The sequence below is a fragment of the Salinicola avicenniae genome (genome assembly GCF_023736115.1).
Lineage (GTDB): Bacteria > Pseudomonadota > Gammaproteobacteria > Pseudomonadales > Halomonadaceae > Salinicola > Salinicola avicenniae.
Genome location: NZ_JAKQZC010000004.1, coordinates 117,838 through 138,586, shown reverse-complemented (window position 1 = coordinate 138,586; position 20,749 = coordinate 117,838). Strand labels below are relative to the sequence as shown.

The 20,749-nt window shown below is 65.1% G+C and carries 16 protein-coding genes; 3 read left to right on the top strand and 13 right to left on the bottom strand.

What is annotated here, in order from left to right; all coding sequences use genetic code 11:
• Positions 1-322: 322 nt before the first annotated feature.
• From MC381_RS10000 to MC381_RS09970, 7 genes are all read right to left on the bottom strand, one after another.
• A complete protein-coding gene (locus MC381_RS10000) occupies positions 323-763 on the bottom strand; it encodes a hypothetical protein (protein ID WP_251977611.1) in 441 nt (146 codons plus the stop codon).
• Between the two features lie 274 nt (positions 764-1,037).
• Positions 1,038-1,829 carry an HTH domain-containing protein gene (locus tag MC381_RS09995; protein ID WP_251977610.1) on the bottom strand — a complete coding sequence of 264 codons (792 nt, stop codon included), beginning with the start codon at positions 1,827-1,829 and terminating at the stop codon, positions 1,038-1,040.
• Between the two features lie 932 nt (positions 1,830-2,761).
• Positions 2,762-4,237 (bottom strand): aminoacyl-histidine dipeptidase, encoded by a 1,476-nt coding sequence (locus MC381_RS09990; RefSeq protein WP_251977609.1) that lies wholly within the window; start codon positions 4,235-4,237, stop codon positions 2,762-2,764.
• 119 nt (positions 4,238-4,356) lie between these two features.
• Entirely contained in the window at positions 4,357-6,828 is a 2,472-nt protein-coding gene (locus tag MC381_RS09985) for a tRNA(Met) cytidine acetyltransferase TmcA (RefSeq protein WP_251977608.1), read from the bottom strand.
• Between the two features lie 4 nt (positions 6,829-6,832).
• Positions 6,833-7,249 (bottom strand): hypothetical protein, encoded by a 417-nt coding sequence (locus tag MC381_RS09980; RefSeq protein WP_251977607.1) that lies wholly within the window; start codon positions 7,247-7,249, stop codon positions 6,833-6,835.
• Between the two features lie 129 nt (positions 7,250-7,378).
• Positions 7,379-8,929, bottom strand: a complete 1,551-nt coding sequence (locus MC381_RS09975; protein ID WP_251977606.1) for a DHA2 family efflux MFS transporter permease subunit — start codon at positions 8,927-8,929, stop codon at positions 7,379-7,381.
• A gap of 5 nt (positions 8,930-8,934) precedes the next feature.
• Positions 8,935-10,053, bottom strand: a complete 1,119-nt coding sequence (locus tag MC381_RS09970; RefSeq protein ID WP_251977605.1) for an HlyD family secretion protein — start codon at positions 10,051-10,053, stop codon at positions 8,935-8,937.
• 232 nt (positions 10,054-10,285) lie between these two features.
• Here MC381_RS09970 and MC381_RS09965 point away from each other — a divergent pair, with 232 nt between their 5' ends.
• Positions 10,286-10,927, top strand: coding sequence for a TetR/AcrR family transcriptional regulator (locus MC381_RS09965; RefSeq protein ID WP_251977604.1), 642 nt, complete (start codon positions 10,286-10,288; stop codon positions 10,925-10,927).
• A gap of 127 nt (positions 10,928-11,054) precedes the next feature.
• Here MC381_RS09965 and MC381_RS09960 read toward each other — a convergent pair whose 3' ends face one another.
• Genes MC381_RS09960 through MC381_RS09950 form a run of 3 tightly spaced genes read right to left on the bottom strand, consistent with a single transcriptional unit; the run spans position 11,055 to position 14,841 of the window.
• On the bottom strand, positions 11,055-13,289 hold the full coding sequence (locus MC381_RS09960; RefSeq protein WP_251977603.1) for a xanthine dehydrogenase family protein molybdopterin-binding subunit: 2,235 nt from the start codon (positions 13,287-13,289) through the stop codon (positions 11,055-11,057).
• Positions 13,286-14,290, bottom strand: a complete 1,005-nt coding sequence (locus tag MC381_RS09955) for an FAD binding domain-containing protein (RefSeq protein ID WP_251977602.1) — start codon at positions 14,288-14,290, stop codon at positions 13,286-13,288. The genes MC381_RS09960 and MC381_RS09955 overlap by 4 nt, the downstream gene beginning before the upstream one ends.
• Complete coding sequence (locus MC381_RS09950) at positions 14,287-14,841, bottom strand: (2Fe-2S)-binding protein (RefSeq protein ID WP_251977601.1); 555 nt, start codon at positions 14,839-14,841, stop codon at positions 14,287-14,289. The genes MC381_RS09955 and MC381_RS09950 overlap by 4 nt, the downstream gene beginning before the upstream one ends.
• 353 nt (positions 14,842-15,194) lie before the next feature.
• On the opposite strand from MC381_RS09950, the gene MC381_RS09945 reads away from it, so the two are divergent.
• Together MC381_RS09945 and MC381_RS09940 are read left to right on the top strand one after the other, a co-directional pair.
• The gene (locus MC381_RS09945) at positions 15,195-16,913 is read left to right on the top strand and encodes a Na+/H+ antiporter (RefSeq protein WP_251977600.1); all 1,719 of its coding nucleotides are present in this window, start codon (positions 15,195-15,197) and stop codon (positions 16,911-16,913) included.
• A 79-nt stretch (positions 16,914-16,992) separates the two neighbouring features.
• Positions 16,993-17,487 carry a DUF302 domain-containing protein gene (locus MC381_RS09940; protein WP_251977599.1) on the top strand — a complete coding sequence of 165 codons (495 nt, stop codon included), beginning with the start codon at positions 16,993-16,995 and terminating at the stop codon, positions 17,485-17,487.
• Between the two features lie 130 nt (positions 17,488-17,617).
• On the opposite strand, the gene MC381_RS09935 is transcribed toward MC381_RS09940, so the two are convergent.
• The 3 genes from MC381_RS09935 to MC381_RS09925 all read right to left on the bottom strand — a co-directional run bounded on the left by MC381_RS09935 (position 17,618) and on the right by MC381_RS09925 (position 20,747).
• A complete protein-coding gene (locus MC381_RS09935; RefSeq protein WP_251977598.1) occupies positions 17,618-18,520 on the bottom strand; it encodes a formylglycine-generating enzyme family protein in 903 nt (300 codons plus the stop codon).
• 65 nt (positions 18,521-18,585) lie between these two features.
• Complete coding sequence (locus tag MC381_RS09930; protein WP_251977597.1) at positions 18,586-19,350, bottom strand: tetratricopeptide repeat protein; 765 nt, start codon at positions 19,348-19,350, stop codon at positions 18,586-18,588.
• Entirely contained in the window at positions 19,347-20,747 is a 1,401-nt protein-coding gene (locus tag MC381_RS09925; RefSeq protein WP_251977596.1) for a BatD family protein, read from the bottom strand. Before MC381_RS09925 ends, MC381_RS09930 begins: the two co-directional genes overlap by 4 nt.
• Between the last annotated feature and the right edge of the window lie 2 nt (positions 20,748-20,749).

The window sequence follows — 20,749 nt, the reverse complement described above, 5'->3', positions numbered from 1 at the left end:
CGCCTCGCTGTATCGTTTCCTGAGCGCTGACGGCAGGCCTCGCGAGAGAAGGTACACCCGGCCCGGGGCCGCGCCCGGCAGCAGCGGGCGTGATTCGTTGTGAAGGCTTTGGTTATCCGCTGGGGTGTTGATGGCTTTGGCAGGTCGGGAACGACGCCCAGTGCTTGAACATTGTGGGTAATGAGGGTGCAGGAATAAAGGCCGTTAACGCCCAATTAAGGTGTGAAGCACGCGACCACATAACTCAACTGGACCAGTGTAAACACTAAACTCAACCCGAACTAAAAATGCCGAGCGTGCTGAATCACTCTTAAATTTTTTGTTAGGTATCTCCCGTCGTGTTGCGCCAGAGCTCCTTAGCCACACTAGTCATAGCTTCAATAATTTCAAAGATAGACACCTGTGTGACTTCAAGATGGACTCTAGCAAATTTATGCGAATTCAAACTGAGGCTTTTGGCAACAATTCTAAGCTGCTTACTATGAAGCTCCTCGTCTAAGTGCCCTGCATTGTGAGCAATGATATTCCTGATATCTCTTGCTTCGACGACTCTACCCCAAGAGACAGCACCTGTAGGAACTTCAATTCCAGCGACTTTACGCAGGTAGTTTTTTTCTCTCTCAACACCTAAACCAGGATAGTCTTTTAAAACACAATTCAGATCTTTTTCAAAGTTAAAACCGTGGCACAGCTGGTTAAGATAGTCTTCAAAAAGCGATACCAATATGAGCAAAAACGATTGTTTCTGGTATTGGGGAAACACTTCTTGAGAATGCGCACCTAAATCATTGCGATACTTATATCTATCCCAACAAACGGGCTCGTTAACTTCTATTCCAGATTCGCTATACTTATTTAATTCTTCAGACCAATGATGTTCTGATAGCTCAACAAAACCCGAAAATTTTCTAAGTCAGACAAAAAATACAACGATACTTGATCGGATTTCTGCATTTTACCTCCGAATGCCTAACGTCTTGCGTAACCGGCTGGCTTTGAAGCGCCAGCGGAAAAGCCTGTCCGCGTTAACGCTTTTGTTATACCTTTGAGAGCGCTGACTCGAGCAGTACCTTCTTTTTCTTTCGGTCTATTTCTGGGTCTTCTTTCTGCAGATACTCGACAGCAGATAGGTCATCACCACGCTTTCTGTTCTGACGCGGCTCTAGCGCCTCAATCAATATTGCTTCTAAAGCCGGGACAATTTTGTTGGCGATGTAGCTTTCCGGAAGCATCCCAAGCCGGCCTTTCTCAGATACAGGCAACAAACCGAACCAAGAAAATCGATCCCATCGGGTCGAAAGACGGTCGGCGGTATGCTCGTATAAACGCTTCCCAAGTGGCCTATCCGTTGATCGGCCCACATAGATTATCTCTCGTCCGTCATACAGCAAGTAAATCCCTACTTGGCCATAGAAATCCACTGGTTCTGTGCCGATTTGCTGCATCCCGAGTAGCTTTGGACTTGAATTCCAGTCAACGAAGTCACGACGCCAGAACATTCCGAAGGAGCTAATAATATCGTATTGATCTTCAGAGTCTTGCTCCACTAGTGGTGTGGCGCTTGTAGCCTGTTTAGCTTTAGCCGAACCTTTCCCCTTATTCCGCAGAATATACTCACCCCGACCAACCTTTTGAAAAGGCGATTTCTCGCCGTCCTTCGCTATGGACGTGGTAAGATTCGCACTCACCGTGGCCGGAGGCGTGGCACCGACATTAACGCGAAGCCCGCGACTCACAATTTCGTCTGCAATATCTTTGTAGTGCATCGCGCCTTCGGCGTCCTGCAACACTTTTTCAATAGCTTTACGCCAAGTAAGTTCGGTTGGCACAGTTTCTCCTCAGGTATAAAAGGCATTAGATAACAGGCTCTTTTTACCACTTGAATGAGCGCACGTGCTGATGAATTCTTATCTAGCCCACCAAATCGCTTCTAACCTATTAATTTCAAATGAAACCAAGAATAAGTCGCCATGTTATGCAGAATTCGCAACCTTGCACGTTCCACTGAACCAGATATTGACGTATAAAAATACAGCCATATTGGGTTGCTTATGAATGCTCACAATCAGCCACCAAAGCTAATGGATCGTGTGAAAGCCATCATGCGCGTGAAACGCTAAAGTCCCCGCACGGTCAAGACTGACTGCGACTGGAACCGCTATTTCATTCGCTTTCATGGCTTGCGCCAACCGGCCAGTATGGATGTCCCCGAGGTAAACTTTCCTAGAATCTCTTGCGATACAACGCCAGGTGGCGGCAGCCACGCGGAATCAGCCGCTGAATACGTTGTTTTACTTATCGCCCTGTTCTCAGGTGGCTTTAACGGCATATCCCCGCGTTCCTGCATGCCAAACAACTATATCAATTACCGGCAGCGTTAAATCACGCTACCGCCCCTACCTGAACAGGCGACGATCATGGGTCGCCCGCCATGCAATAGTCTTGGGATGGTGCTTGGGCATCAGTCTTTTAAATGGGCGTTACAACACCGTAACCATCGGTTACACGGAGCGCAATGCCCAAGTCGACCTTAGCCGAGTGCTGGGCGATATTCGTCGACGCAGGAGAGCCAGACGTCGCGTTGGGAAAAGGTAAGAAGAACGCGCTGGCCGGCGACCCGATGAGTAGGACGCTTTGCCGTGGGAGATAAGGATTGAGAGGAAGGAGGTATTTCTGATGGCGAGTGATTCTTTCGAATGGCGCTCTATCGGGAACGCGCAATATCGAGAGAACCACTTGCCCGCTTCTTTTCAGGTTCGCATCAAGCCGCTTTGCCGGAGGCGATGTCGGCAACCAGCGCCTTGAGCACTTTCCAGAACTCCTCGACGGAGGCAAGTTCGGTGCGCTCGGTCGGCGAGTGGGCGCCGCGAATAACCGGGCCGAAGGAGATCATCTCGAGCTGCGGGTACTTGCCGCCGATAATGCCGCACTCGAGCCCGGCGTGGATGACCTTGACCGCCGGGTCGCTGCCCAGCTGCTCCTGATGGAGGCGACGGAAACGCGTCAGCAGCGTGCTGTCGGCGCTCGGCGTCCAGCCGGGATAGGCATTCTCGACCCGGGTCTGCGCGCCGATCAGGCCGAATAGCGCGGTGAAGCGGTCCGCCAGGTTGCGCGTGGCGCTGTCGCGCAGCGAGCGCACCAACGCACAGAGATGGAAGCGGCCGTTCTCGAGCGTCACCACGCCCAGGTTGTTGGAGGTCTCGACCACGCCGGGCACTTCGACACTCATGCGCTCGACGCCGTAGGGCGCGGCGTGCAGCGCGGAAACCAGCAGCGCGGTCGCGGTGTCGGTCAGAACCTCGGCGTCCTCGCAGGAGACGGCCGCCGGCGCCAGGCTCAGCGTCACCTCCTCATCGACACCGGCCAGCTCCGCCTGGTAGCACGCCTGCAGCTCGGTCAGCGTCTGTTCGAGCGCCGGCAGGTGATGCTCGTCGACCGCGATGGTGGCGAACGCTTCTCGCGGCAGCGCGTTGCGCAGCGTCCCGCCGTGGTAGTCCACCAGCCGGATCTCGTACTCGCCGAGCGCGCGCAGGGCGCGTACCAGCAGCTGGTTGGCGTTGCCGCGCTCCTTGTGAATATCCGCGCCGGAGTGGCCGCCGACCAGCCCGGTCAGGGCGATGCGGCGCATTACTTCCTCGTCGTCGCAGCCGCGCATCGGCAGGTCGGCATCGACTACCACATCGGCACCGCCGGCACAGCCGATATAGACCTCGCCGCGATCCTCGGAGTCCAGGTTGAGCAGATAGCGCCCGTCGAGCCAGCCCTCGTCGAGCGACAGCGCGCCCTGCAGTGAGGTCTCTTCTTCCAGCGTGAACAGCGCTTCCAGCGGGCCGTGGGCGATATCCTCGGCTTCCAGAATCGCCAGCGCCGCGGCGACGCCGAGACCGTTGTCGGCGCCCAGCGTGGTGCCGCGCGCGTGCAGCCAGCCATCCTCGACGTAAGTGTCGAGCGGATCGTTGAGGAAGTCGTGCGGATGATCGCTGTTGGCCTGGGTGACCATGTCGAGATGCCCCTGCAGGATCACGCCGGGCACGTCGTCGCAACCCGGGCTCGCGGCCTTGCGGATACGCAGATTGCCGTAGCTGTCGCGATCGTGCGCCAGCCCCTGCTCGTCGGCCCAGCGCGCCAGCGTCTCGATCAATTGTGCTTCATGGCCAGAGGATCGCGGCGTGTTGCAGAGGGTGCGGAAGTGCCGCCACAAGGGTTCGGGAGAGAGTTCCAGCAGATGGTCGTTCATGATCGTTTCCAGCCTCGCCGCGCGTCACCGGCAGCGACCGGCGACGGGCTCTCGAATGACGTTAAGAGGGTTTTGGCGTCGCCGTCCGGCGACGGCGAGTGTAGCAAAGTGCCATCACCTTACGCGTCTGGCTGCGGCTTGACCATATCCTCGCCGGCGGCATCGAGCCACGCCAGCAGCGTCGCGGCCAGGCGTCGCGCCTGCGCCTGCCGCTCGCGTTTGCCGCCGGCCGACAGCCGCGAGTCGTCATGCTGGTAAAGCGCCGCGACCAGCGCCTCGAGGTTATACGGGGCCTCCAGCATTGGCGGCTCGCCGCCGTTAGCGACGGCCGTGTCGTCACGCAGCGCGTCCGGCAGTGCCGTGAGCGGCTGCGCCCGCCACCAGGCGAGCCAGGCCGTGCGTAGCCATGGGCGCACCAGCGCCAGCTCGCCGCCCCCGCTGGCAAACCAGGCCAGCCGCTCGCGCAGCGTCGCGTCGCGAACGGGCTGCTCGCCCTCGTGCAGCCAGCAGGCCGCGACCCACGGTTCGATATCCTGCAGTTCGCCGCCCAGCAAGTCCGGCAGCAGACGGGCGAAGTCGGCGTTCATACCGTGCATTGCCGCCGTGGCCGCCGGCGTCAGCCCACGCCCCATCATCAACGCCGGTTCGCCGCTGGCGGCGTCGCGCGTCAGGCCGACGCGCAGCGACTGAAAGCCCTGATGCCGCCAGAAGCGCATCAACGTCGGCTCGGCGCCGAAACTGACGCCCAGCCGCTCGATACCGGCGGCGAGAGCCGCCGTCGCGGCCTGCTCGACCAGCGCCGCGCCGATGCCGCGTCGGCGCCATGCCGGGTGCACCGCGATGCGCATGATGCGCCACCAGCGCGCGACCGTGGCGTCCCGATAGCCGCCGTGCGTGGCCAGCGACTGCGCCAGCAGATGTCCGCGCGGGCGTCGCTGCCCGTGGTAGACGGCGTCCGCCAGGGCGTCATCGAAGTCGCCTTCACGTTGAATGGCACACAGCGCTACCGGCACCGTGCCCTGGCACGCCGCCAGCAGGCGCACGTCGGGGCCGTCGAGCAGCTGTCGAAGATCGCTCGGCGCGGTGCGGTAGTGAGCCTGAACCAGCAGGCCGAAAGCGGCCTCGAGCAGGCGGTCGTCGGCGGCCAGCGCGTCGCGGTCGAGCCAGGTGTAGACCAGGGCATCGTGTTCGTCGCCCGGCGCCGGCCCGGTCGCCGGCGTGACCGGTTCGGCATCGAGACACAGCAGGTCGCGGGTCAGTCGCTCCAGCGGATCATCGGCGGCGAAGCGCACCGGGTCGCTCAACGTCAGGCGGCGCCAGTCCGGCGTCAGGCGGTCGAGCCATTCGCGCAGGCGCACCTCGAAGCCGCGCCCGGTGCCCTCGTAGCCGTGCACGGTGGTGGCAAACGCGAGCCGGGGAAAGGCGCGCAGCCAGGTGACCAGCCGCGCGGCGGGAATCGCCGCCGCCTCGTCGACGAATAGCGTCGGCGGCGAGCGCGGATCGATATCGGCCTCCCGCAGCCGCGCCATCACCTGCTCCGGCGCCAGCCACTCGACGCGGCACCGGCGCCCATCGTCTCGCCCATGCCCTGGGCCATCGTCTCGGCCATTGACTGGATCATTGTCTGGGGCATTGTCTCGGTCATTGCCAAAGATGACCTCGAAACCGTCGCGCGTACGTCGACCCTGCGGCAGCAACGCCTCTAAACGCGCAAACAGCGGCGCTACCGCCGCCTCGCTGGGGGCGCTCACCCATAGTCGCGTTTCGCCCTGCCGCAGCCGGCGTGCCGCGGCGATCCCCAGCGCGGCGCTCTTGCCTCGGCCACGATCGGCAACCAGCACCAGCGGGCGACGCCGCCTCAGCCGACAGAGTCGCGCCACGGCCTCGGCCTGATCGGGCGTCACGCAGTCGGGTGTTTCGAGCGAAGGCGGCGCGGGGTCGGGCGCGGCGAGAGACGACGGCGCGGAATCGGGCGCGGCGAGAGACGACAGCGCGGGGTTGGGCGCGGCGAGAGACGACAGCGCGGGGTTGGGCGCGGTGAACGAAGACGACTCTAGCAGCGGCGTCTCCGGCAGCGCCGAGGCCGCCGGCCAGCGCGCGAGCGCGGCCGTTCGATTCAGGCAGCGGGAGGCGCGCGCGAGATAGCGCGCCGAGAGCGTGTCGAGCGCATGCGGCCAGTGCGCCAGCCGGCGATAGTCGGCATCGGGAAGGCAGCCCCTGTCGGCGGAATCGCCCCAGTCGGCCGGGGTCAGCAGCACCAGCCAACCGCCGGCGGTGACCGTACCGCTGATCGCGCCGAAGGCGTCCGGATCGAAGCCGCTATCGGCGCTGGCGGCATCGAAAACCACCAGATCGTGCTCGCTGCCCAGCCGGCTGCGCGCCCGCGACATCGCCAGCCGCGCCACGTCGTCGGGCAATGCTGCGGGTGCCGGGCCGAGCCACAGCGGCGAGCGCCACGGCCCCGCCGCGAGCACCGCCGTCGCCCGCTCAAGCGCGAGTTCAGGGTCGGCCGCGATCCACAGCACGCCGCGCCAGCGCCGCTGGCGCAGTCTCTCGCCGAGGGTCGACAGCCAGCTCGCCAGAGCGGTCATGGGCTCAGCCGAAAGCGCCGCTGAGATCCGGCTTTAGGGTCGGACAGAAACGCGCCGCCACGACCGCCAGGGCCACGCCACCCAGCGTCTCCACCACCGGCTGCCAGGTGAACATGACGCCGGAGGAGAGGTAGAGATAGAGAAAGAACACGACCATGACGCCGCCGCCGAGCAGGCGCCCGGCGCGCACGCCGATCAGGTAGACGCTGACCAGCACGCCGAAGAACGGCACCAGCACGCTCGCCAGACTGATGACGAAGGCGCGGCCGCTATCGACGCCCGGCAGGATCAGCCGCGCGATCAGTTCCCACGCCACCAGATAGATCACTACCGGCGCGGCAAAGGCGCCGATCAGGCGCAGCACGGTACGAACGGGTTCGTCGGCGCCCGGCTTGGGCGATTGCGGGTTGTTCAGCGACATCCGGGGATTCCTGCACATCGATTGGCCAAAGATGGCGCTATTGAATCATTGCCTACCGGTCGATGCACGGCTCGATAGCCGTCTCGCCGCGGGTTGCCCCGCCGGCGAACGTCGGTACGCGGGGCGCGGTCAGTGCTCGATCTTGCGGAGCAGGAACACCAGCGGCACGCTGAGCAGGTAGATCGCACCGAGCCAGAGGAAGATATCGTTGAACGCCAGCACCTGGGTCTGAACGCCGATCCGCTGGCCGAGCATCGCCACGGCGCTGTGCCAGGGGTCGGCCACATGGCCGGTCAGCATCGACTGATACTGCGCGATCTCCTGCTGTACCACCACGCGGCCCTGATCGATGGCGCTGATCAGCTGGTTCCAGTGATAGTCCGCGCGCCAGTCGCGCACGGTATCGAGCATCGCCAGGCCGACGGCGCCGCCCAGGTTGCGCATCACGCTGAACAGCCCGGCGGCGTTGCCCAGCTCGTGCGGCGGCAGCGTGCCCATGGCGATGCGCGAGGCGGGGATGATGCACAGGATCATGCCGACCCCGCGCACGATCTGCGGCCAGAAGAACTGCCAGAAGCCGGACTCGCTGGTCAGATTGCTGTTCATGGCGGTGCCGATGCCGATCAACAGCAGGCCGAAGAAGAGCAGCACGCGCAGGTCGACCGAGTTGGTCAGACGCCCCACCACCGGCGCGGTAAAGAACATCGCCACGCCGGTGACGAACATCACCTCGCCGATCTGCAGGCTCGAATAGCCGCGCACCCCGCCGAGAAACAGCGGCATCAGGTAGACCAGACCGTACATGGCGATGCCGACGACGAACACCAGCCCGGTGCCGACGGAGAAGTTGAGGTTGCGGAAAGCGTGCAGGTCGACGATCGGATGCTCGCAGCGCAGCACGCGCCAGAAGAAACCGACGCAGGAGACCACGCAGAGCACGCTCATCCACAGGATCAGCTCGCTGGCGAACCAGTCGTCGCCCGGCCCCTCCTCGAGCACGAACTCGAGACTGCCGAGAAACAGCGCGATCAGGATCAACCCCTGGAAATCGAGCCGCCGCGCGACGCTGGCATCGCCCTCGTCGACATCGAGAAAACGCCAGGCCGCCAGCGTGACCAGCACGCCGGGCACCACGTTGGCGAGAAACAGCCAGTGCCAGCTGAACAGCTCCGTGACATAGCCGCCCACGGTCGGCCCGATCGAGGGCGCCAGGGTCACCACCATGCCGATCACGCCCTGGACCGCGCCCATCGCCCGGCGCGGGAACAGGGTGAAGCTGATCGCCTGGGTGATCGGGATCATCGCCCCGCCCATGAAGCCCTGGATCGCGCGCAGGACGATCAACTGCTCGATGCTCGAGGCGAGCGCGCAACCGAGGCTGGCGATGGTGAAGCCCGCACAGGAGATGACGAAGGCGACCCGAGTCGAGAGCCAGCGCATCAGCACGCCGGAGAGCGGGATCATGATGATCTCGGCGACCAGGTAGGAGGTCTGGATCCACGAGATCTCGTCGCTCGAGGCGGAGACGCCGGCCTGGATCTCGTTCAGCGAGCTGGCGACGATCTGGATATCCAGAATCGCCATGAACATGCCGAACACCGCGGCAATGAAGCCGAAACGATAGTGCCAGGAGGGCATCTCCTGGGGCCCGGCGACGGCGGGCGCGGCCACCTCACTCATGGCGACTACTCACCGTCGGGCGCGGCCGGGGCCTCGGCGCTGGGCTCGTCGTCGAGCACGGGGCCGGGATCGAAGTAGATCGCCTGGCCGTCGACCTCGCGGGTATCCACCGACGGCACCACCGAGAGCCCCGACTGCAGCCGCCACAACTGATCCTGCGGGCCGGTCACGCGGATCTTCACCGGCACGCGCTGCACGATCTTGTTGAAGTTGCCGGTGGCATTGTCCTGCGGCAGCAGGCTGAACTGGGTGCCGGTGGCGGGCGCCACGCTGTCCACCTTGCCGGTGTAGTGAATATCGGGGTAGGCATCGACCTCGAGCGACACCGGCTGACCGACGCGCATGCGTTCGATCTGCGTTTCCTTGTAGTTGGCCACGACATAGGCGCTGGAGACCGGGACCAACTGCATCAGCGTCAGCGACGGCTGCGCCAGATCGCCCGCCTCGACGCTCAGATTGCCGATCACGCCGTCGCGACGCGCGACGATCCGGGTCTTCGCCAGCTGGCTGCGGGCGTAGTCGATATCCGCCTCGGCCGCCTCGCGATTGGCCTCGGCGCTCTCGATCGCGGCCTCGTCCGCCGCCAGCCGTCGCCGCGCCGATTCGACACTGGCCTGACGCGCCGCAAGCGTCGCCTCGGCGACCCGCAGCGAGGCCTGGTCGTCCTCGAGCTGCTGGCGTGAGGCGTAGTCCCGCGCGGCCAGCGACTGCGAGCGTTCGAGGTGCTGGCGCGCCTGGGCGACATCCGACTGCGCCGAGCTCACCTGTGCCTGCGCTTCGTCGATGCTGGCGCGATCCAGCGATACCTGACGCTGGGCCTGAGTCACATTGGCGGCACTCACCGCCAGCTGCGCCTGCGACTGCGCCAGCTGGCTGCGCGTGTCGCGGTCATCCAGCTGGACCAGCAGTTCGCCCTGCTGGACGCGCTGGTTGTCGTCCACCGCCACGGCGGTGACGCGCGCGCTGATCTCGGCGCGCACGGCAACGCTGTCGGTGCGCACGTAGGCATTATCGGTCTCGATGAAGTAGCGCCCCGTTTGCCACCAGTGCCAGGCAAAGATCAGCGCGGCCACCAGAATCACCAGCACCACGAGGGCCGAATAGAGCGTCTTCTTGATTTTCATGGCGTCACAGGAGCGTCGTTCGTGAGGGGCGTGGCCGCTGCCACGGATACCGGTCGCCGGCGCGACATCGATCAGGCATGGACGAAAGGGCCAATGTGTAGTGTATGCTACACTATCTTTGTCGAAACGCCACCGAGCCCCGGGGCGAAAACGTTTCCGAACGTCTCGATTCGTAGCCCGACGTCGCTTCCCGCGTCACGTCCTTCGGAGACACCGCCCGCCGAGAGAGCCCATGCCCCCCGACACGCCAGCCAGCCCCACCACCGCACGCGGTCGCCAGCGCCGCGACGCCCTGCTCGAGACCGCGCAGCGGCTATTTCTCGAGCGCGGCTACGGCCAGGTCAGCGTCAACGATATTGTCGCCGAAGCCGGCGGTTCGCTGTCGACGCTCTATCGCCACTTCGGCAGCAAGGAAGGCTTGTTCCAGGCGATGATCGAGCGCCGCTCGCACCATATCTACGATGCGCTCACTGCCGAGGGTATCGACGATCTGCCGCTCGCCTCGGCGCTGCAGCGGCTCGGGGTCGATCTGCTGCTCAAGGTCATGGACGAGGAAACGCTGGGGCTCTACCGGGAAGTGGTGGCCGAAAGCCCACGCCAACCCCAGCTCGCCCGCCCCTTTTTCGACGGCGGCCCGGGCCGCGTGCGTGGCGCGCTGGCGGACTACTTCGCCCGGCGCATCGCTCTCGGCCGGCAAGCCGAATGCGACACCACCGAGCTGGCCGGCATCTATCTCGGCATGCTGCTCGGCGAGTGGCACCTGATCCAGTTGCTCCAGCTGGCCCCCTCGCCCACGCGCGAGACGGTCGAGGCACGCGTGGCGCGTTGCGTGTCGCTGTTCCTGCACGGCATCGACGGCCCCGCCGACGCCTGAACTCTCGCCATAAAAAAAACCGCCACCCCGGAAAGCCGGGGCGGCGGTTCTGTGATCGCGGCGGTCGCCGGTCAGCCGGCGGCCGATGACCGGCTGATCGGCGACCGCCAGGCCTGCGGCTGCAGATTCACTGCCCCGCGAGCAGCGCCTCGATGGTGATCGGCAGGTCGCGATGGCGCTTGCCGGTGGCGTGATAGAGCGCGTTGGAGATCGCCGGGGCGATCCCGGTCAGGCCGATCTCGCCGACGCCGCGAGCGCCGAACTCGTTGAACTTGAAGTCCGGATAGTCGAGCATCTCGACATCGATCTCCGGCGCGTCGGCGTGGACCGGCACGATGTAGTCGGCCACGTTGCCATTGACCAGCCGGGCGTCGCGCGGGTCGTAATCGAGCTTCTCGAACAGCCCCATGCCGATCCCCATGACGATGCCGCCCTCGACCTGGTTACGCGCCGTGGGCGGATTGATCGCCCGGCCGATATCCATGGTCGAAACGACGCGCGCCACGCGCACGCGGGAAATGCCCGGATCATAGCGAACCTCGACAAAGTGCGCGCCGAACGAGCGGAAGCTGTACTGGTTCTGCTCGTCGCCGGGCGCCGCGCTGCCCTGACCATTGACGCTCGCCAGCCGGCTCGTCTCGAGCACGTCGGCAAAGCTCACCGTGCGCTGGCCGTCGTTGAAGGCGCCATCGGCGACCGACAGGGAATCCGCCTCGCCACCCTCGAAGGCGCCACCGCTGCCGGTCGCGACTTCCTTGAGCGCCGCCAGGGCATCGCGCGCGGCAGCGGCAACCGCCGGTAGCGTCGTCGCCGTGGCCATCGAGCCGCCGGAAAGCGGCCCTGCCGGCAGGCTGGTCTCACCCAGCTTGACCTCGATCTGCGCGAGCGGCACGCCGGTAAGCTCGGCCACCGTTTGCGCCACGATCGTGTAGGTACCGGTGCCGATATCCTGCGTGCCGCAGGCGACGAACAGCGTGCCATCGGCGCGCAGCTCGACCCGGGCTTCGCATGGCTGACGCCCGGCGAACCAGGTGCAGGTCGCCATGCCGTAGCCGATGATCTCGTCGCCATCGCGCATCGCGCCGATGCCCGGATCGCGCTGGTCCCAGCCGAACCGCTTGGCGGCGCGCTTCATGCACTCGTCGAGATGCTTGCTCGACCAGGGCAGCCCGCTGGCGGGGTCCTGCTCGGCGTAGTTCTTGAGCCGCAGCTCGACCGGGTCCATGCCGAGTTCGACGGCCAGTTCGTCCATCGCCGTTTCCAGCGCGAAGATGCCGGAGACTTCGCCGGGTGCGCGCATCGGACAGGGCGTGCCGTGGTTGACCGGCAGGATACGCTGGCTGGTCGACAGGTTATCGCAGGCATAGAAGCTGGGCGTCGCGCTGCCGCAGGCATCGATGTACTGATCGACCAGCGAGGTCTCGGTCATGCTGTCGTGGATCACCGAGCTGAGCCGCCCTTCGCGATCGGCGCCTAGCCGGATGCGCTGACGCGACGCCGGCCGGTTGCCGCCGCCGGTCATGTCCTGCTGGCGCGGCAGTACCACCTTCACCGGGCGGCCAAGCTCGCGTGCGGCACCGGCGGTCGCCACCGCATGCGGCCACATGAACAGCTTGTTGCCAAAGCCGGAACCGATGTAGTGGGAGATGACCTCGAGATTCTCCTGCGCCAGATCGAAGATCCGTGCCATGGCGTTGCGCTGGTAGAAGACGCCTTGGGTGGACTCGTGTACCACCAGACGCGCGCCGTTCTCCCGCCACTCCGCCAGCGTCGCGTGCATTTCCATCTGCAGATGGCTTTCGGCGGCGATGTGATAGGTCGCATCGACCTGCACCTCAGCGCCGGAAAACGCCGACTCCGGGTCGCCACGAGAGCTGCCGGCGCTGTCGATCAGAGTCCCCTCGGCATCGCTGTCGAGCAGACTGGGCACGGCGCCCTCGGCGTGGCGATAGCGCGCGCCTACGCGGTAGGCCGCGGCGCGCGCCTGCTCGAAGGTCTCCGCCACGACCAGCGCAATGTACTGGCCGTGGTAGTAGATGCGCTCGTCCTCGAACGGCAGGCGCACCTCGCTGACCTGGTCGCCGTGGCCCATGCTGTTGGGCGAACGGTGCAGCTTCGGGAAGTTGCGGTGATGGAATATCTCCACCACGCCGGGCATCGCCAGCGCCTCGTCGAGGTCGAGCGATTCGAGTTCGCCGTGAGCGATGGTCGCCGGCACCGGATAACCGTAGAGCATGTTCTCCGCGTGCAGCTCGCCGGTATAGCCGGCTTTACCGGTCAGCTTGTACTCGCCGTCCACGCGCGGGGTGCGCTGGCCGATGACGCGCGGATTGGCGAAGGCCGATTGGGTCATGTCATTCATGCCTGCTCCTCCTGAGTCGTACCGGCGAGACGCGCGGCTTCCCGCAGCGCGCGCACGATTGCCTGGCGTGCCAGCGGTATCTTGAAGGCGTTGTGCTCCCGCGGTTCGGCGTCGGCGAGCGCGATCTCGGCGGCCCGCTCGAAGCTCTCGAGGGTGGCCGGCTGCCCGGCCAGCGCCGCTTCCGCTTCGGCGCAACGCCACGGTTTGGTCGCGACGCCGCCGAGGGCGAGGCGTGCCGTGCCGATGCTGTCGCCATCCAGCGCAACCTGCGCGGCGCAGGAGGCGAGCGCGAATTCATAGGAGGCGCGATCGCGCAGCTTGAGATAGTGCGAACCGGCGGGTGCCAGCGGCGCATCGAGCGTGATCGCGGTGATCAGTTCGCCGTCGGCGAGATCGTGTTCGATATGCGGGGTGTCGCCCGGTAGACGGTGGAATTCGCCGAACGGCACTTCGCGCTCGCCGTCCGGCCCTTCCAGCGTCAGCGTGGCGCCTAGCGCCGCCATCGCCACGCACATATCCGACGGATGCACGGCGATGCACGCTTCACTGCCGCCGAGCACCGCATGCATGCGGTTGAGGCCATCGCGGGCATCGCAGCCGCTGCCGGGATGACGCTTGTTGCATGCGGCGGACGGATCGCGGAAATAGGGGCAGCGCGTTCGCTGCATCACGTTGCCGGCGGTAGTCGCCATGTTGCGCAACTGGGTGGAAGCACCGGCCAGCAGCGCCTCGGAGAGCAGCGGATAGTGCTGCTTGACCGCCGGGTGGTGGGCCAGATCGGTATTGGTCACCAGTGCGCCGACCTTGAGCCGGCCATCGTCGAGCCACTCGACCTGCTTCAGCGGCAGGGCGTTGATATCCACCAGCTCGCTCGGCTGCATCACATCCAGCTTGACCAAGTCGAGCAGCGTCGTGCCGCCAGCAACGAAAGCGGCCGTCGGCGTCGTGGCATGGGCCGCGCGTTCGACGCTGTCGGCGCGGGAATAGGCGAAGGTTCTCATGCGGCGCCCTCCTGTCGGCCTGCCGTGCCGCGCTCGGCCGTGGCGTCGTAGGCCAGACGCGCCTGCTGAATCGCCTCGAGAATGTTCTTGTAGGCGCCGCAGCGGCAGATGTTGCCGCTCATCGCCTCCTTGACCGAGGCGTCGTCGCGCCCGATACGTCCGTCGGCGAGCAGCGCCGAAGCGGACATCATCTGGCCCGAGGTGCAGTAGCCGCACTGGTAGGCATCGCACTCGAGAAAGCTCTGCTGTACCGGGTGCAGTTCGCCGTCGTGGGCCAGTCCTTCGACGGTGGTGACGTGCTGGCCCTCGCACATCACGGCGAGACGCAGACACGAGTTCATCGCCTGGCCATCGACGTGAACGGTGCACGCGCCGCACTGGCCATGGTCGCAGCCTTTCTTGGTGCCACCGAGGTGCAGTTGCTCGCGCAGTACGTCGAGCAGTACGGCGTTGGGCGCAACCTCGAGCGTCATGGCTTCGCCATTGAGCGTGAAATTGAGTGTCTGTTGCGATTCACGGGAATGCTGGGAATGCGCGGAATCATCCATCATGCCGGCTCCTCATCGGGTCGAAAGCCACGGCGGCTGGCGCGTCACTGCGCTCGACCGCGGCTCGGGTTATTGCAGGGAGATCGCGACCGGTCTATGCCGATTCGGAACTAACGGGTACGGCGGGCTGAAGAACTCGCCCGAAACGGATCTCTCCGAAGCTCTCTTCGAAACGGTTTCCAAAGTCGGGCGGTGTCAGGCCGCCCGGTCATCTCGGTTGATAAGCATAGACACGTCACGGCCAACTCGCCCGGAACGAGCGCGGAAATTTTTTGCAGCTGCCTCCCGACTTAACTTTCGTTAATCTCGGCGCCCCGACACCTGTTCTTCTCTTCGACGAGTGGCCTACTGCCTTCATGAACACCCTGATTCTGGTCCTGATGCTTCTGGTGGTTGCCTCCGCCACCGGGGTCATCTCACGCTTCCTGCCCTCACTGCCGACGCCCCTGGTACAGATCATTCTCGGCGCCCTGCTGGCATGGCCGGCCTCCGGCCTGCACGTCGAGCTGGAACCAGAGATCTTCCTGCTGCTGTTCATCGCGCCACTTTTGTTTGCCGATGCGCGGCGCTTCCCCCAGCGCGAATTCATGATCCTGCGCGGGCCGATACTCGCCCTGGCGCTCGGTCTGGTGCTGTTCACCGTGGTCGGTGTCGGCTACTTCATTCATCTGCTGTTCCCGGCACTGTCTCTCGCGATCTGTTTCGCGCTGGCCGCGATTCTCTCGCCCACGGATGCGGTCGCGGTGTCGTCGATCTCCGGGCGACTGCCGGTCCCGCCGCGACTGATGCGTGTCCTCGAGGGCGAATCGCTGATGAACGACGCCTCCGGGCTGGTGGCGTTCAAGTTCGCGGTCGCGGCGGCGATCACCGGCACCTTCTCGCTGGTGGACGCAACGCTCAGCTTCTTCGTCATTGCGGTCGGCGGTCTGGTCGTCGGCGCCCTGCTCGCACTCGGCTTCAATGTCCTGCGCACGCGGCTGATCGAGCGCCATCTCGGCGAAGCGACGACAGTGCAGGTCATTCTGCTGGTGCTGTTGCTGCCCTTCGCGGCCTTCCTGCTGGCCGAGCACCTCGGCATGTCCGGCATCCTCTCCGCCGTCGCCGCGGGCATGGTCATGAACCGAGCCGACATCAAACGCGTCGGCCAGTTGAACACGCGCATGCAGACCCAGAGCGTCTGGGAGATGCTCGAGTTCGTTCTCAACGCGCTGGTCTTTCTGCTACTCGGCTTTCAGCTACCGGCGATCATCTCCGGCGCGCTGGACCACTCGCTGCATGACGTCGGCGACTTCGAGTTTCTGCGTCTGCTCGGTTACGTCGCGGTCATCTCGATTGCCCTGCTGGTCTCGCGCTTCGTCTGGATCTGGCTCGCCAGCGCCGTAGGCCGCGCCCTGACACAGCTGAGCGGCCTGATCCAGGGTCGCCCGCGATTGCCGCCGCCGAACGGCAACGGCCGCATTCCCCTGCGCCTGATGCTGGCCGCCACGCTGGCGGGCATTCGCGGCACCATCACGCTGGCCGCCGCGCTATCGCTGCCGCAGCTGATGGCGGATGGCACCCCGTTGCCAGCCCGCGAACTGCTGATCTTCCTCGCCACCGGCGTGATCCTGTTCACGCTGATCGTCGGCAGCGTCGGGCTGCCGCTGGTATTGCGCAATCTGAAGATCCCCGAGGACACGCGCGAGTTCGAGGAGGAGCGGCGCGCGCGAATCGCCGGGGCCGAAGCCGCGATCTATCGCATCGAGCGCTTCCATCACGACCGTACCGGCCAGTTCGTTGACACCCAGACCCACGACGAGACGATCATGGCGTTCAACGATATCAGCGGTCAGCTGATGGCCTACTATCGCGAGCGGCTGACGCTACACTCCGCGGATACGCCCACCCCGCAGTTAGAGATGACGCGCCAGCTCGAGCGCGAGGCACGGCTGGAAGCGCTGCGCGCCGAACGCCGCGCTTTCTATAGGCTTCGCGAGCGCGACCGTATCAACGACAATGTGCTGCGCAAGCTGGTGCGGGAAGTCGACCTCGCCGAGGCGGCGCTGACCAGTGACCACGGGCCCAATGTGCATTGACCGTCATTAATCGACCGTCATTGATCGACCTTCATCGCTCGACCGGTATCGCTCGACCTTTTCCCAACAGGAGAACGCCATGAGATTCACACGCCGCTGGCTCACTGTCGCCGGCATTGCCATGGGGTGTCTGACCAGCATCGCCAACGCCCAGACGACGGAGCCATCCGGAGCCTCTGAGGTACCGGGCCTGATCGTCGCGCCGAGCGATGCCAGCGTGCACGATACCGCCACCCGCTTCGCAGATCAGGCAAGAACTCGCGGCATGACCGTTTTCGCTCGGGTCGATCACCGTCAGGCCGCGATGTCGCGCAGCATGGCGCTGCTGCCCAACGAAGTCGTCATCTTCGGCGATCCCAAGAGCGGTACGCCGCTGATGCAGTGTGCGCCGACAGCCGGCATCGATCTGCCGATGAAGGCGCTGGTGTGGCAGGACAACGCCGGACAGACCTGGCTTGGCTACAACGACCCGGCCTGGATCGCCGAACGCCACGGTGCCGGCGATTGCGACAGTGTCGAGGCGCTGCAGCGCGCGGTGCAGGAACTGGTCGACGCCACGCTGACCGAGGAGTGATGCGTGAAGGATGAGGCGTGAGAGGTGCGAGCCCCGCGCTCGTACCCTGTTTCCCGCCTCGCGCCATGACGAGGCGCATCGTGTGCGCGTCGTCGTCATGGCACGCGACAATGCCAGCGGAACCTGATGCCTAGCGCCTGATACAGCGAAAGCCGATATGCGAAGTCGCCTCGTCGATCGGCTGGGGATGCCGGGCGGCGGGGCGATAGCGCTGGCAGTATTCCGGCGCGCAGAGATGCGAGCCGCCCTTCAGGACCTTGAGACTGGCTGTCGGGTCATCGGCCTGTTGGCTACTGCTGCAGCAGGACCGGGTCGGCGCCTCGAGGCGATGATACGGGTCTTTCGTCCACTCCCAGACATTGCCGATCATGTCATGCAGCCCGTAAGGGTTGGGCGGATAGCTGCCCACCGGCGCGGTGCGCTCCAGCCCGGCGGGCGCGTCGTTGCGCCACGGGAAGGCCCCTTCGAACGTCTTGGCCAACCGCTTGCCGTCCGGATGCAGCTCGTCGCCCCAGGCGTACTCCTTGCCGACCAGCCCACCACGGCCGGCGAACTCCCACTCGGCTTCCGTCGGCAGGTCCTTGCCGACCCACTCGGCGTAGGCCATGGCATCGTTGAAACTCACCTGGGTTACCGGGTGCTTGGCGATCCCCTTGAGCGACTTGCCCTTGCCCAGCGGATGACGCCAGCTCGCGCCCGGTACGAACTGCCACCACCGGAAGTGGCTGTCGAGCGGTACCGGGCCCGCCGTCGGCGTGAATACTGCGGCCCCAGGCAGCAGCAGCGTCGGATCGGCGCCGGGAAAGCGCGCGGGATCGACCGCTTTCTCGGCGTCGGTGACGTAGCCGGTGGCGTCGACGAAACGTCGAAAGTCAGCGTAGGTCACGGGAAACACGTCGATCTCGAACGCCCCCACCGTCACCTCGCGACAGGGCCCCTCGTCGGCATAGAACGCCTCTGACCCCATGCGAAAGGTGCCGCCCGCCAGGGCGATCATCGGGCTCGTTTGCGACTTGCTGCGTGACTTGGCCATCAAGACGACTCCTGTTTCGAGAACCCTACGAGAACCCTAAATCGACACATCCGCTCTCCCCCGGCTCAGGGCGACGCCTGCCCCTTGAGCTGGCGTTCGAGGCGCCCGAGCTGCGGATCGTCCGGCGCGACACGGCGAAGAGCCTCCATCACCGCCAGCGCCTCGCTCACATGACCTTGCGTGGCGTTGAGATAGACGGCGGCATAGAGCAGATCCGGCGACTCCGGCGTCAGCCGCAAGCCCCGGTACAGAGCATCTAGCGCGGCTGCCTGCCGCCCCAGACGGTCGAGCAGTAGCGCCTGATTGTAGAAAGTACGCGCGTGCTCCGGGCGCCATTCGGCATCGCGCGCCAGCCAATCCAGTGCCGTTTCGTACTCGCCCTGCTCCGCCAGACTCAGGGCAAGCAGGTAGGCCAGATGTCCACGGTCCCGGCGTGGGGTATCGGCATTGGCAAGCCCCTCGCGCAACAGCGCCTGCGACCGTTCGGTCTCGCCCTGGCGGCTGTAGAGCATGGCCAGGTTGACCCGCGCCGGCAGATAATCCGGATCCAGATCCAGCGCCTCGTGATAGCCGTCGATGGCCGCTTGGGTCCGCCCCGCCTGCAGCGCCGCGTTCGCTCGCTCGACGTGGCGCGCGACACGGCGCTCGTTCGCGGCACCGGCCGAGCCTGCCTCCGAATTCGTCGCGGGTGCTGAGGCCAGGCCTGCGGGGACGACATCGCCTGCCGGCGACGCATCGGCCGGACTACCGACGCACGGCGCCAGCAGCAATATCAGCATGATGGCAACGCGACACTGGAAACCGGCAGCGAATGGCGATAGTTGCATCATGATGCCCTCGGATTGAGTGGCGGCAGGCAGGGCCCGAGCCTTGCCTGGCGCAGGTCAGCCGCTCGAGGCAGTGCCCGCTGCAGCGCTGCCCAAGTGTCAGGCGCCGAGGCCGATGGCATGGCTGATTGCCCGGTCACGCCATAGCGCTGCTGCCCCAGCATGGCCAGCAGCCGCTCGATCTCCTGGCGGTGTACCGTCTCCAGACCGGGAACCCGCGCCTGCAACGCCTGCCAGGCGTTCAAACTATCGGCAAGTTGCCGCGCTCTGACTGCGCGTTCGAACTGCACAAGCGCGGCACGCCCATCCTGTTCGCGCCGCTCGCGGCGATGCTGTCGCCAGCGTTGCCACGCCGGTCGCCCCCAGCGCCGAAAGAGCACGCCCCCCATCACGATCAGGACGACGCCGATCAGCACGACCGCCAGCGCCGCCGGCCCCTGTGTCGCCGCGCGTGCGCGCAGGGAGGCTGCCGCACCGGCACCACCGGTCACGTCCAGCGAGAGTGCCGGCAGGCTCGCTGCGTCGATACGCTGGCGCGCCAAGTCATACCATGCCAGATGAATGGCCGGCAGCGTGACTGGCCCGCCCTGCTGTGCAATATAGGTCAGACGCTCGGTACGGGTGCCGCCGTTCGCGGTTTCCGTCAAAGTCGGCGACGCCGCGTGCACCGCCATCGTCGGCAGCGGTGTCGCGTCTATCAGGGAAGGCAGCAGCAGTGGGCTGCCACCCTCCAGCGTCACCACGAGCTCGCGCTGCAGACTGTCGCCGACCGTCAGCAAGACCGGTTCCTCCGGACGCTCGAGCACGGACGTCTCTGCGGCCGCTTCGCCGGCGTCCTCCGCCCGTGTCACGGTGATCCGCTGCTCGAGCGTCAGTGCGGTACCGGCCACATAGGGCGAGAGCCCGGCTGCCGCCTCCGGCACCGTGACAACCAGCGTCTGCGCGGCCAGCGGCGCCGTGCGCGTTACCGTGTCACCGGCCTCGGGATCCTGATAGGTAATCTCCAACATCCCCGGCCCAAGCCTGAATTCGCCGGCGGCCAGCGGCGTCACGGCATAGCGGCGCGACACGCCGGACCAGGTGCGACCCTCGACGGTCTGACTGATCGGCATCGTCGCCCGTGAAGGCAGCTCGATGCACAGATTCGGGTGATCGAAGCTCGGGAACGCCACGGGCTGCGGCATGAAGGTCGGTACCAGCACGGTGATACGTAGCTGCGCGCGCTCGCCCGGGGCGACGCGTTCCGGCGTCAACGTCGCGGAGACAAGAGGATCGCTGGCCGGAGCAGAGGTCGAGGTCGATATAACCGATGCCGGCTGTGCCGCTAGCGGCAGGCTGGCGAGCGCGCTCAGGCAGAGCAGCAGGCCCGCAAACCCTCTCCACCATCTTGCTAGAGGCATCT

Excerpts from the sequence above, each read along its gene's own strand:
- MC381_RS09990 (WP_251977609.1), bottom strand. The coding sequence starts at position 4,237 with ATGAACGACCATCTGCTGGAACTCTCTCCCGAACCCTTGTGGCGGCAC.
- MC381_RS09985 (WP_251977608.1), bottom strand. The coding sequence starts at position 6,828 with ATGACCGCTCTGGCGAGCTGGCTGTCGACCCTCGGCGAGAGACTGCGC.
- MC381_RS09980 (WP_251977607.1), bottom strand. The coding sequence starts at position 7,249 with ATGTCGCTGAACAACCCGCAATCGCCCAAGCCGGGCGCCGACGAACCC.
- MC381_RS09975 (WP_251977606.1), bottom strand. The coding sequence starts at position 8,929 with ATGAGTGAGGTGGCCGCGCCCGCCGTCGCCGGGCCCCAGGAGATGCCC.
- MC381_RS09970 (WP_251977605.1), bottom strand. The coding sequence starts at position 10,053 with ATGAAAATCAAGAAGACGCTCTATTCGGCCCTCGTGGTGCTGGTGATT.
- MC381_RS09965 (WP_251977604.1), top strand. The coding sequence starts at position 10,286 with ATGCCCCCCGACACGCCAGCCAGCCCCACCACCGCACGCGGTCGCCAG.
- MC381_RS09960 (WP_251977603.1), bottom strand. The coding sequence starts at position 13,289 with ATGAATGACATGACCCAATCGGCCTTCGCCAATCCGCGCGTCATCGGC.
- MC381_RS09955 (WP_251977602.1), bottom strand. The coding sequence starts at position 14,290 with ATGAGAACCTTCGCCTATTCCCGCGCCGACAGCGTCGAACGCGCGGCC.
- MC381_RS09950 (WP_251977601.1), bottom strand. The coding sequence starts at position 14,841 with ATGATGGATGATTCCGCGCATTCCCAGCATTCCCGTGAATCGCAACAG.
- MC381_RS09945 (WP_251977600.1), top strand. The coding sequence starts at position 15,195 with ATGAACACCCTGATTCTGGTCCTGATGCTTCTGGTGGTTGCCTCCGCC.
- MC381_RS09940 (WP_251977599.1), top strand. The coding sequence starts at position 16,993 with ATGAGATTCACACGCCGCTGGCTCACTGTCGCCGGCATTGCCATGGGG.
- MC381_RS09935 (WP_251977598.1), bottom strand. The coding sequence starts at position 18,520 with ATGGCCAAGTCACGCAGCAAGTCGCAAACGAGCCCGATGATCGCCCTG.
- MC381_RS09930 (WP_251977597.1), bottom strand. The coding sequence starts at position 19,350 with ATGATGCAACTATCGCCATTCGCTGCCGGTTTCCAGTGTCGCGTTGCC.
- MC381_RS09925 (WP_251977596.1), bottom strand. The coding sequence starts at position 20,747 with ATGCCTCTAGCAAGATGGTGGAGAGGGTTTGCGGGCCTGCTGCTCTGC.